Annotated in this window: 8 protein-coding genes and 1 pseudogene; 1 reads left to right on the top strand and 8 read right to left on the bottom strand. The window is 39.5% G+C overall.

Annotated features, from left to right (window positions below; all coding sequences use genetic code 11):
* Positions 1 to 124: 124 nt before the first annotated feature.
* From FCL48_RS22765 to FCL48_RS22800, 8 genes are all read right to left on the bottom strand, one after another.
* Complete coding sequence (locus tag FCL48_RS22765) at positions 125 to 1,450, bottom strand: IS5 family transposase (RefSeq protein WP_136876040.1); 1,326 nt, start codon at positions 1,448 to 1,450, stop codon at positions 125 to 127.
* A 451-nt stretch (positions 1,451 to 1,901) separates the two neighbouring features.
* A complete protein-coding gene (locus tag FCL48_RS22770; protein ID WP_136876042.1) occupies positions 1,902 to 3,050 on the bottom strand; it encodes a glycosyltransferase family 4 protein in 1,149 nt (382 codons plus the stop codon).
* A gap of 10 nt (positions 3,051 to 3,060) precedes the next feature.
* Positions 3,061 to 4,206, bottom strand: a complete 1,146-nt coding sequence (locus tag FCL48_RS22775) for a glycosyltransferase (RefSeq protein ID WP_136876044.1) — start codon at positions 4,204 to 4,206, stop codon at positions 3,061 to 3,063.
* Positions 4,207 to 4,210: 4 nt separating this feature from the next.
* Positions 4,211 to 5,161, bottom strand: coding sequence for a glycosyltransferase family 2 protein (locus FCL48_RS22780; protein ID WP_136876046.1), 951 nt, complete (start codon positions 5,159 to 5,161; stop codon positions 4,211 to 4,213).
* Entirely contained in the window at positions 5,158 to 7,344 is a 2,187-nt protein-coding gene (locus tag FCL48_RS22785; protein ID WP_136876048.1) for a hypothetical protein, read from the bottom strand. The genes FCL48_RS22780 and FCL48_RS22785 overlap by 4 nt, the downstream gene beginning before the upstream one ends.
* 3 nt (positions 7,345 to 7,347) lie before the next feature.
* Entirely contained in the window at positions 7,348 to 8,463 is a 1,116-nt protein-coding gene (locus FCL48_RS22790; protein WP_136876050.1) for a glycosyltransferase, read from the bottom strand.
* Positions 8,464 to 8,482: 19 nt separating this feature from the next.
* Positions 8,483 to 10,135 carry a glycosyltransferase gene (locus FCL48_RS22795; RefSeq protein WP_136876052.1) on the bottom strand — a complete coding sequence of 551 codons (1,653 nt, stop codon included), beginning with the start codon at positions 10,133 to 10,135 and terminating at the stop codon, positions 8,483 to 8,485.
* Positions 10,111 to 12,216, bottom strand: coding sequence for an HAD family hydrolase (locus tag FCL48_RS22800; RefSeq protein WP_136876054.1), 2,106 nt, complete (start codon positions 12,214 to 12,216; stop codon positions 10,111 to 10,113). The genes FCL48_RS22795 and FCL48_RS22800 overlap by 25 nt, the downstream gene beginning before the upstream one ends.
* 670 nt (positions 12,217 to 12,886) lie before the next feature.
* Between FCL48_RS22800 and FCL48_RS22805 the strand changes: the two are divergent.
* A pseudogene (locus FCL48_RS22805) lies at positions 12,887 to 13,148 on the top strand (hypothetical protein); the annotation flags it as partial.

A 13,148-nucleotide genomic window follows, 5' to 3' on the forward strand; every position in this document is an offset into this window, starting at 1 on the left:
TATGCAAAATATATTTTTTTATTGAATCATAATTTGCTTCACCTTTACGTCCACATTCTTAACCGAGATACTAAAAATTATCACAAAAACAATTACTTAGTCGATTCTGAAAAAAGCATTTCAATCAGGCGGGTTGCCGACTTGGCATCCCAGCCTGAATTACAATCATTGCCCAAAAAAGAAGCAAAACTCCTCTAATGAACTTCATTAGCTTTCTGAAGTTCATACCAGCAGCACTAAGGATAGCATTTATCTGATCCCCGACCACTCCTTTCAATCGGTTTCGATCCATACGGTGTTCTTGTTTTAAATGACCTATGGATGGTTCAACTGCCGAGCGACGCTTCATCCATCGCCAAAGGCTGTTTGAGGTTTTTCCTCTCCGTACTTTGTCAACATGCACCGAAGCTTCACCTGTGTAATCATGACCTCGGTACCCGCGATCCACAAAAACATGATCTGGGCTTTTTGTCAGCTTGGTCACTTGTTCTAAAGTCTCCTCCAGAGTGTGCCCATCGTATGGATTGTTGTGGAAGGCAAGAGCACCAACAAACCAGCCTCCACGACTCGTCGTTGCTACACTGACTTTGGTCCCAAATTCATATCGCTTATGAGCCTTTCCTTTACTGATACAATCAACATCAGGTTCGTGCACACTGTACACCTTGTTTTTATCGTGTCGCTGTTGCTTGTGGATTTTTTTCGATGTTGCGAGTAAAGCCGATAGATCCCCGTCAATAACCGAACATTTTCTTTCAATATCTCGAATTACACGACCGAGGTATGTTTTCAGCTTTTTGGTGCAATTCCTGGCTCTCTTCATTTGCCTGGCATGTGCATACCGGCTTTGTTTCAACACCAGGCGTTTTGCAAGACGATTGTAGTTTTGCCTCAAGTTAATCTTTCTCTTTTTTGCCTCTTTCACCAATCGATCTCGTGCACGATCATACAGTCTGGCATCAGTTGGGAAGCGAATATCTTTCTCCATCACCGTCGTATCGACATTCACTCTTTTCAACTGAGTTGTCTTAATCGCTTTCAATTTCAATCCGGCTTCAATGGTCTGCTTTAACAGCTCTTCAGCTCCAGCCTCGCCGATCCTATTCCGCCATTTGGTCATGCTTGTCGGATGAATGGGAAGTTTATGTTCAAAGTACTTCATACCACTAAAGTACTGCCAATAGGGGTTTTCAACCCAGCCATGAAGAACATCTTCATCACTGAGGTCAAATGTGTATTTGAAATAATGGAGTGCAATCATCAGTCGTGTACTGATGGCAGGTCGACCTTTTTCTGAATTGAATGACTCACCAAATGTTTGGTTAAGTTGGTCCCAGTTCACCACTTCTGATAGTTTAACAAGAGAGTGGGTGGGGTTGATCATGTTTTGAAGCTCGGCCCTGAATAGATCTGCTTGGGGATTCTGCTGAGGAGATTTCTTTGGTTTCATGGCTAAAAAATGCAAGAAAATGGACGGTTAGTATCAATAATCTTGCATTTATATTAGCATACATGACCGTTTTTCTCTAGTTTATTCAGCCACATATCTCATTTAGCCCGCATTTCTCATGAGCACTTTGATTCCAAACTCAATTACATGATTTCATTTTTTTCAACTGGCTATCGCAGAAAACAGTGTGCTTTTCGTTTCAAATCCAAAGCTCACCCTTCGGGGCGATAGATTTTTCCGAAGAAGTAGCGTTACAAGCCACTTGCGGTAATTTACTACAGCGTATGGCTTGTGTCTCGACCTGCAAAAAACTTTATTGATGAGAAATCTGGGTTAACACCGACTCCATTCTTTAAAAACCAATTCGTAAATCAATTCTCTCACAATAATACCGAATGGACTATGCAGACACTTGAGAACACACGAAGGGCAATAGCCAGTTATAATTTGATTATGAAGAACCGAGAGATTTGTAAAGGCCAATATACTTTTCACTTATTGCCTCAAATGAATAATAGGTCAGCATATGCCTTCTTGCATTTCCCCCCAGGTATTCTCTCTTTTCTCTGTCTTGGATCAGACCTATACATTTATTTGCAAGATCATCACTATTTTCAGACTCAAACAAAAGCCCATTTTCGTTGTCAGTTATGATCGCTTCTACTCCACCAATTTTTGACGCAATACAGGGAAGACGTGAAGCCATAGCTTCCATTAGGGCATTTGGAAATCCTTCTTTTCTTGAAGGAAATATAAAGAAATCAACCATTGACAAGAAATCTTCAGGGGTTTGCGTTTCTCCCAAAAATCTAACATTTTTCAGTTTCTCTATTACTATTTTTTGGCGCATTTCTTCTTCTACTGAATCAGGCTGATTTGCACCACTACCGACAATGAGCAAAAAAGCCTCCGGGACAGAATGTACTATTCTTGCCCAGGCATCTATTAAAATATCCAAACCTTTTCCAAAAACCAATCTGCTTGAAAAGAGTAGAAGTAGACTTTCAGATGGAAGTTTATTGTTTACCCGCCACTCCTGTCGCTCTGCAGAAGAAGATGGATGAAAACGCCTGCAATCAACCCCATTCGGTATTGAATATATAACAGATTTTGAAGTTTTAATACTTTGCAATTCCTGATCAATCTCCCGAGTCATGCTAATAATTGCCGAGGAGTGTTTAAACATGCATAGAGAAAACCGACCCGGCACTGTAGAAAGCAATCTCGGGATTCTACCTGCACTGGCAATTTTAGCTACATTCTTCTTCTTTCGAAGTAACTGAATGAGTGCACACAAACCACCCATGTTGACTGCGCCATGAGAATGATATATATCGATCCTGGAACCGGCCTTGAACATAAACAGGAAAAGAGAACTAATAAAAACTACTTTGGCAAATAATGATGTGCCTGGAAAACCAATTCGATAAACCATGACACCGGAGATGAGTTCTTGTGAAGGCATCTCTTTGTGCCAACGCCTTGTGACAATCTCGACCCTGCATCCTCTCTTAACGAGGTATGGTGCCAGTTGCCGTAATTGATTTTCCGCACCTCCCCATATAGGAATGTACCTTTCAGTGACCATTAAAATATTCATACTTCCATCCTTATGTCACTTGAGTAAGAAAGTTCAGAAACTCCCTGCCAATTGTTTTGGGTTGAATTCGATTTGTTATTTCAGGAGGATAGGATACCTGTTTCCAGTCGAGGGATGTCAGTAGGTAAAGAATCGTATCCGCCAGTTTTTGCGGATCTCCAGGGGGAACCAAAAATATGTTTTTCATATCAGAGTCAAGTAGCTCTCGTATGGCAGGAGAATCCAATGTAATAACAGGTTTTCCTGAACTGATTACCTGGTAAATTTTATTGGGTATTACCCTTGAGGCCTTTCCAGACCCCCCAAAAATTCCAAGACATATATCTGATTGAGCGATCCAATTATTCAATTCCTCATATTTTACCCATTTGGTCCAGGTGACATCAGGCAAAATGACTTCATCTAACATTTTTTGAATTCTTGGCGCTTCCTGCCCCTGCCCGATAATGTGCCATTTAACGGGCTTTCCTTTTAAGATACGCGCTGCTTCAATTATTGTTCCAATCCCGTGAAGAGGAATAAACTGGCCATAAAACAACACAGAGAGTTTCTTGTGTTCTGCTACAGGCCCTGACACAATCACAGACTCTTTATAGCCGGCAAAGCATTCCGGTTCAATGCCAACAAAAATAGCCCCCATATTTTTAGTTTTCAAATGAAAAAGCTGCTTGATATATTGACTATGCGTTCGGGTATCAAGAATTAGCGCGGTAGCACAACGAGTTGCAACCCACTCAAAGAAATAGAGCAATTTACTCAGAGGATTAGAAGGGGAAAGCAACTTTCTGTCATCAACTATTGTATCATATAGAGAAAGGAAAACATCCAAAACTACCGGAACTCCACGAAGTTTGGCAAACAGCACAATAACGATAACATCAAGCTGACCAAGGTATCCGACAAAGACGATATCATGGGCGGGCATTGTAAAATATCTGCAAATCAAAACGGGGTAAGAGGCAAGTAGACGTAAAAAAAATGCCAATTTCGAAAGCAAGCCTTTAACCTGGCTCTTATCCTCTACTCCCGTCCATATATCTTTATGACACTGGTAAACGATAACGTTATTTTCACGCAATCCCCGCAGTAAAATTCTATTTCTAGGCTTTCCAAGGTCATACGTACCCCAGCAGACCACTCTCAAAGGAGCTTCCATAATTTCAGGTAGCTTTCCTGTATTCTTTTTTCTTCAATCTATATTGGATATCTTCCATCAACCTTCTATTGACAGATTGCAAATCCGATAAAAAAGCGACGAGAATAACCTGAAAACCTGTTCCAATCAAAATCGAAGTAAGAATGAGCGATTGAATGTGCCCATCCCCGGACCCTGAAAAATAGAAAGCCAAGAAACGTATCCCCAACAAAAGACCCACCGTGAGAATGCTGGCTCCTATCGTCACAAAAAACCTAAATGGCTTATATACAACAAGAATCCTCAGTATTGTTATAACAGATTTATATATATAAGATGGGATACTGCTCATTAATCTGGAAGGTCGAAGATATGGATTGATACGTACCGGGACCGACATAACAGCCATGTTTTTCTGCCCTGCCTGGATAAGAGTTTCAAGAGTATAGGTATACTCATTAAAAACATTCAACTGCATTGCTGCGTCACGACTGATTGCTCTAAAACCACTTGTTGCATCTTTTACTTTTGTTTTGCTGACAACTCGAACCACCTTGCTTCCTATCTTCTGCAGGATTTTTTTTGTAACACTAAAATATTCAATACCGTCAATTGGTCTGGCACCGACAACGAACTCAGCTTCACCGGAGACAATGGGAGCAACAAGCAGCGGTATATCAGCCGCCCGATACTGATTATCAGCATCCGTGTTAACTATGACATCAGCACCTAGCTTCAGGCAGCCGTGCACCCCTGCCATAAACCCCTTAGCCAGTCCTTTGTTTTTAGTTAAATGGACAATATGATCAACTCCATTCTGCCTGGCGACATCCACGGTTTTGTCTGTACAACCATCGTCAATTACCAACCATTCGACAATATCAAAACCTTCAACTTTTCGTGGTAGTTCCGCTAAAGCCAAAGGAAGTGTTTCTTCTTCATTAAAGCAGGGAATTTGAATAATTAATTTTTTCATAAAATATTTTTACCGGCTACCTGCACCCGCAAATTCTTTCTGGTGCTGTATTCAAGAAGGATTGTAAAGATTAAATACATACCACCAAGATAGAGGAAATACAAATAACGCCACCTTGGCCAGACCACAAAAAACATCCCGCCTGCCTGGACGAGGAAAAAGAATGAATAAAAAGCGGAAACAGGGAACCATTTATACAAGCCAAAAGCCATTAACAACAACACGAAACCAAAAGCGCTATTCCAATGTATAAACCGCCCACTCGTAAAACCTTTAAATATGCGTGTATCCAATGCTAAATCTTTATAATGAGCAAGAGTGTTGCTTATCGGATTAACGATCCACTCAGCACGCACCTCGTCGACACTAAACCACCGCTGCGGTGGGTGATGCATATCGTTATACCATGTCGATGCTTTGGGAGAAGCCCCTAAGGTTGCAACGAATCTTTTCACACGATATGCCAGGTAATTTTCAATATAGTATTCCTCAGCATCATGAGAGATCTTGGTTACATTTTTAAAATTGTTTTCGACCACACTTTTTGAGAAATTATTTGCCTCGGGTTTATCGTACAGAATGTAGCCAGGTAAAACCTGATATACAAGGAACAACATCACTCCACTCAAAAACAAAAATCCTGCCAACCGTTTTCGACTGACAGTGGAACTAAAGAACAGCAGAACTGGAATAATTGGTAAATAAATCAAACCGTTGTGCCTGAAAGTGCATAAAAACACAAAGGCAACGCTCAACAGTACCAACTGCACCTTTGAGAGTTGCAGTATCTTTCCTTGCCTTTTTAAATAGTAACAAGCAGTTAAAAAGAAAGCCCAAAATAATACCAATGTATTGTAGGGTATATCCTTCCAAAGAGTTATATTGAACAAGTTTACGGGAATAGATAGAAACGTCAGAAAATAGAGTGGAAGAATTATGTACCACCGAACTCCATTGCGAAAAATAAAAACCAACCAGCTGGCAACAACCGCATGAAAGCAGAGTATTTGAAATAATACTACAGTCAGCGGAGAATCGTAAATATTATGTAACCCCAACATGTACAATGTGTATAAATAAGGATGGTGGTTTGTGATTTTTAGCGTATTCATCTCAATATTGACATGCACGGAATCAGGCGTCATGCAACCAGGCCATTCTGCTAAAAGCCACAACATGTTTGATGCTATACCAGACAGAAAAATCAGCCAGAAAAACCATCGTTTTCTAGAAATAAATATCGTTTTCAACGAATTTCTGGAATTTTTCACTTCTGATACCACAGGAAGTGACAATAGGTAATAAAGAAATAAAGAGAGAACACCTGCTGTAAAGAATTGTACAGATAACAGAAGCACAGAAAACCTATTCTGGGCAACATCGGAAAAAGCTCTAAACACAAACTCCCTGTCGGAAAGCACAGTTGGCCGGATAAGATGCCGTTTTCCACTTGCATCAACGACATCCATCGATTCAATGTTAACCGATTCTTTTTCTGCCGCCAATTGTATAAACTTCAGTCCCACTACCTTACGATGGGGTAAATAAAGTCTCTTTTCAAACTTTGCTCGATAGGGGTCCAATATGTAATTAATGCTTCCGGGTGATGATGTGTAAAATTCAAATAGGCTCACCTGCCATCCTGCATTCTTTCCATACCCATCGTAGAACTGAACTTCACCTGTACTGCTTGTTATTTTAGCGATGCCGGAATTCGGAGTTTTGAAAAATTTAATGTTATAAGCACTGGACGAATTCTCAAAAACAATTTTTGCCCCTGGATATAAGGCCAGTTGCCTTCCTTTGCTATCCTTGTTAATATCAAACCAATTCATCCATGCATGACGACCTTCTATAACAAAATTAGGATTATGAAAATCATGTTCGGTGACAACCAACCAGACCATATTATCTCTGGCTTTATTGTTTTTTTGACCCGACGCTTCAACTGTTATATCACCTAGGTTTTCACCAGTAATTACGTCATTTGCCGACAACAAAAGCTCAATGGAATTGTTTTCTAAAAAACCATTACCATAATCCCAATACAAGGTTCCGTGAACATCTTTGGGCAGGCTCCCTTTAAATGAAACGGTTAATCCAGGGTTAAAATGGTAGAAGAGAAAAAAATACCCGAAGAGAACCAGGAAAAAACCAATAGTTATTGATAGCTTATTCAACATAAGTCATCTAGAGAAGGGGAACATCCCTTGAAGTTTCTTCTTCGCTTTTTGGATGAAGGAGCGATTATTCAGCTTTTCAGATTCAAGTAATGCAAGTACATGTTGTAATTCTTTTTCTTTTTCGGCAAGGGTATTTTTATAGTGGTCGTGCATAAATATTTTATTACTCAAATATTGATATGAGAGGAATACATCTGAATTCAGTTTTGTATTTTTAACTAAAGTGATCACTTTGTCTCTAAATGTATCATCTTGGAGCAATTGTAATAAAGCTTTATCATCTTTCACCAACCCTCTTCCTAAATACGAAAGAAATACTGCCACAGCAACGGCAACATAGCTTTCGTTTCTTAAGAGTAAATTCAAATAAATATTATTGATATTTTCAATGGTAGTATGTTTTTTGGAAATTGTGTGGAGATAGCAGGAAAAATTATACGAGTCCTCAAACAGATGGTTCCAAACAGCACTTTCCAACAGCGTATTTGAATCATGTACCCTGTAATCCATCAATTTTTCATCAAGCCAAATGACTTGACATTCGGCACTATAACGGAGCGCCCAGTTCCAGTCATGTGTATAACGTAGATTATAAAACTCCCCAACCTGATTATAGGCTTTTCGGCTAAAAAAGAAATTCGATGTAGTAAAAGCCGGATTTGCAACTAAAAAAACATTTCCTGAAACGTCTCTGCACTTCTTACAAAGCTCATGATAATGATCATACCGCCAACCACGGTAATGGTCAGAGCCAGCATCTATCATATCCACATTGGAAAAACAAAAGTCACCCTCTGAATACTGCAATGATTGCAGCATTTTTTCAAACCGATCAGGATAATACCTGTCATCCGAATTTAATATCGTCAGATACTCCCCATCGGCAATACTGAGACCGCGGTTGATGGCATTATGCGCACCGCTATTGGATTGTTCTATTATTGAGATACGTTCATCGGAATAACTTCTAATAACTTCTAAAGAGTTATCTGTCGATCCGTCATCCACGACAATCAATTCAAAATTGCTATGACTCTGTTGCAAAACACTATCAATGGCTTCCCCAATATAGTGGGCATGATTATAGGATGGCAATATAACAGAAATTAATTGAGGCATAGATGGACTAATAGGTTTGCTACTGAGCAGCACGTAAAAAGTTGACGATCTTTTTTAACCATCGTTTTACAGGGTTTCCTGATAGAGCCTGCAATGTACTCCATACCCTTTCTTCAAAGAGTTCTACCTGCAACTCTACTCGACTCCCTGAAATACTATATGTTCCGGGCAATTGAATTTGCGGGTCCTCACCATGAGCAAATATCTTCAGCAGCCTTTTATTCTCAATTTGTCGACATGTGCCCTGCAGTTGCAATGAATTAAAACCCGTTTGAGAATTCCATTCTCCTAATATATCGCCAGTATCTTTATCAACAATTCGCACGGTACGGATTGATATCACACCTATTCGCACCGATGGATCAAGGCGGATGGCAACAGGACGCATATCAAAGGGCAAGATAACAGAACAAGTTTGCCAGCCATTGTCAAGATATTCATCCCATAGCATAGCTTCATTAGTATAGCCTCTTCCATGATGATAATAGACTTGAATAAAATTCTGGTATTGCCTACCTATCTCCAAAGAGTTTTCCCGATCAAAAAAACGAGCATACTCTTGTGATTTAAAATATCTGTCTCTAGCTGTGCTACTCCTGGCAGTATATCCGGCAACAAGTTTCTGAGTGATTTGAGAGGATGCGGTAATTTTCTTTAATTGTTTAGAAAAACTTTCAGCCTGAGTTTGCCAATCAGGCCAATCCTTTGCGGTGAGTGAGGCCTCATGACATAATGCCGCAAGAAACTCAGAATCACTTTTCAAACGATTAATCCAGGAAACAACATCCGACTCGGCATCTTTATTAACAACAATTGCATTTTGTTTATGTTTTATATACTCATCATGGCCGGTAACATCATAGACGATAGCAGTTCCACCACAATGAAACATTTCCAGTGGAGGCCCAAACATTCCCTCGACATAGCTTAACTTAACCAAGACATCACAAGATCTGTAAATTTCGGCAGTTTTTTCGATTGGAATCTTTGAAAAGCACCTATCGACACCGGCATACTCTTGTATGTGGGAGGAGGTCAACAACCAAACTTCATCGGCATCAGACTGAAGGCATAATTCTAACGTCTTTTCAACATTCTTAAAAAAGACATTGAGCGGTCCCTCTACAAGGACTCGTAATTTACCTACCTTTTTAGCAGCAACACATTTACCATTTGTGTTATAAATATCTTTCCTGATACCATTCCTTATCAGCACCGCCTTATGACCGTAGAGATCGTGTAAATAATCACAAATCCAGTGCGCTTCCGTAATTACCGGCAGAGGAAAGCAGTAAGAACTTTCACACCATTCACGCAGTACATCAATATCTCTGTTTGGCAATTCCCTGCTATTCTGTGGTGGAAAAAATCGTGATTCAATGGATTGAACAAAATAGCAATACGATTGAGCCTGTACTTTCTCTAACAAAAAGACCGACTGCCACCATGTTGCCAGCAATATATCAAAAGAGAGCTTTTGAGCCTCATCCAGGGTAATCCAACACAAAGCGGCAGCATCTTTATGCCAAAACAACTGTGTAGCATCCACAGGATCAAGAGTGATCAGAAAGACCTCATCTCCCTGAACTTGCATGCGAATACCGTATTCCAAAATCACATTTGTTCCACCCGAAATATCAGCCGAGCCTAAAAGAAACGCAATGCGCACCATAACCTCCTGTAACCAAATACACGTTGATAACGTTTCCACCCATCAATGCTCCTGTACCAACCAATACCAAGATGGCGCAAAATTACAGGGGGCCAGAAGCCTATTTCCAATAGTGGCGGGTCGCTGATAACTGCTTTTAAATTAGAGACTCTTTTCCTGAAAGACAGTTTTTCTCCTGCATAAAAAGTGGTAAATTCAAACACTCCAAAATTTTCAAGATGATAAAGAGACTCAAAAAATTCCACCTCTATCTTCGTGGGTAGAAAAACCATCCTGGCATGCTGGGCTGCAAACCAGTCTTCTGGTGGATCCGATTGATAATTATAAAAAAAACAATTCCCTATCCGTGAAAACGTGCTATAAATTTTTTCTTGGAGAGGCTGAATTTTGGAGACATACAATTCCGATTCTTCAGCAGCTTCAGCTACTGCGACATGGATACCGTCATATTTCCCGTAAAGACTCCCGTTGTCCCTTCTATTAACTTCACTTCGAGAGAGAAAATACCCTTCGGCACTTCCGTGTGAAGCGCCTAGCATCATTTCAAACAAAGCACGATTATTGTTGTATACAGAAAAAAACTGCTCATCTTTCGGTAAAGAAGAGAAAAGGATTCCCGTCTTTTGCATCAAGGGTGTTTCTGAGCTCATACCTCCACCAAGCAATCCTATATAATACCCGGCAATTTCGATATTTTCATTCAAGATTCTAAAAATATTATCCTGCATTGACCCCTTCCAGCCAACATCAACAATATTCAACCTTTCCTGAGTGAAATCAACACCAAACGACATTAAATAGCGGGTAAAGTTATTTCGTTGCTCAACTCGAAATTGCTCGTACAGCTCCTGAAAAACGGAATTATTACGAAGAGTGCGGTATTCTGAACTTTCAGCAAAGTTATATATTTTTGTCGTATAATCAATATCCACAGCAGCACAGATTTTCCTGCTCTGATATTCAGTAAAATTAAGACTTAAGAGAAAATCTCTTGGAGATATATGGCTGTACTGGTTGAATAATTTTTCGAATTTTTCGTTTTTCAGGGAATCTAATGACGCAACATAGCTAGATTTCCTTGAGACAAGTAGATAATGGGACCGAATTACTTCTTGCCCAAAAAATCGCTCCTGATACAGCACAAACAGGGCTTTCAAAAACTCACCTTCACGCGACAAAAAGAAAACATCCTGCACGCCATCGATGCGCAAGGCTTCAAATAATTTTCTGATAAAATGCCAAATTATCAGCGAAAATTCTTGAAAAGGAACAAAATTTTCTTTTCCTGCAATATCAACCAGCTGCTTTTGGAGAGTAGTGTTCTTCTGCTGTTCCCCTTCCCACTTCTGATAAAAATCCTGATTGTCAGTACTGTCAATCAGTAATGACTGTAAACCGTTATCTTCTGCCATTTTTTTATCTGCATGGGGATTGTCACCTATCATAAGGAGGTTTTTTGCCTTTAAATCAAGTTCCCGTAGTATCAGATCATAAAGACGCCCCGATCCTTTTGTTCGTAGATAGTCGCACGAAATAAATACTCTTTCGAAAACACCGTCTAAACCATGATGCTGAAGAAGCCTTGAAAAAATATTACTGGGAATATAAAAATCAGATATTAATAATATTTTTACATCCTCATCTTTCAGTTTCTTCAATAATTCAATCAGAATAGCTGATGGTTGTTGCACTTGTCTCTCAACTGTGAGCTCTACATTTATAAATATTTCAGTAAAAGCCGTACAGTCTATATCGATAGCATCTATTATTGCCCGATCATGCAAATAGAGATAAAGACTTCTGGACAAATCAATCAAATTGAACTCTTGGTCATGCCCTTTTGCCAGATTTTTTGCACATATTTCGGCTTCGAGACTACGTCTTTTTTTATAAAATTCGTGTGCGGAAATTTTCTTCCCAAATAAGGTACTTAGTTGTCTTGAAGCAATTTTCTTGGTGTATTCAGGCATTACCTTACGAGTCACTAGCGTGTCAAAAAAGTCAAAGCACACGACAGACTTATGCCCACGCTCTTTTACAAACTCAGCCACCTTCCAGGAAATTTTTTCAGTACTGTTCATTCTATTCACCGGCTGTTAGACCATGACTACTCTTGAAAAAAAAGTATCCAACTCGTTCCGCTTTTGCTTAATTCAAAACAGTGCACTTTTTAAACATGTATCATTTCAAATGTCCAGGCCTGACTTGAACTCTATTCCACTTCACTCCGGGCCAGCATCTTTCCCCAGAGCAATAAGATATTTATACACTGAAAAATCAAATTTTAGACACATTTTGACTTAACAAAAAAGCATAAAAAGATTCTAACTAGTCCATACTGAAAAATGAGATATATGGCTGAATAGACTAGAGAAAAACGGTCAAGTATGCTAATATAAATGCAAGATTATTGATACTAACCGTCCATTTTCTTGCATTTTTTAGCCATGAAACCAAAGAAATCTCCTCAGCAGAATCCCCAAGCAGATCTATTCAGGGCTGAGCTTCAAAACATGATCAACCCCATCCACTCTCTTGTTAAACCAGCAATTCCCGCTCAAAAGTTATATATTTGAAATAACTTAATATATTAAAAAGCTCTTTCGTAAACTGTTGCAACTTTTATGAGGTATAAATACTAAAAAATATAGTATAAAAAACTTTCCGGCTATGCCATTTTTTACTTGACAAAGCTGCTAGTGAAAAATCGTTTTTTCTATGTGATTCCAAATAAATACATAGGAGAAAACGATGAAATCAAAAAGCTACAATTCGACCAATGCGATAAGACCAACCACAACTGCCCAACGAAAAGTGAGAAAACATCTCAACGCCGATAGCCTGTTTGCAGCAATACACAAGGATTTTCAACAAATCCCTGACAATAGAGGTGCCAATTGCACAATCTCACTGGGTGATGCACTGATGTCCGGCCTGGCAGTGTTTCAGTTGAAGCACCCATCCCTTCTTGCTTTTGACAAACAGCGACAAAAAGAACCGCAAAACCTGCATT

Origin of the sequence: Desulforhopalus sp. IMCC35007 (genome assembly GCF_005116575.1) — a bacterium.
Taxonomy (GTDB): domain Bacteria; phylum Desulfobacterota; class Desulfobulbia; order Desulfobulbales; family Desulfocapsaceae; genus Desulforhopalus_A.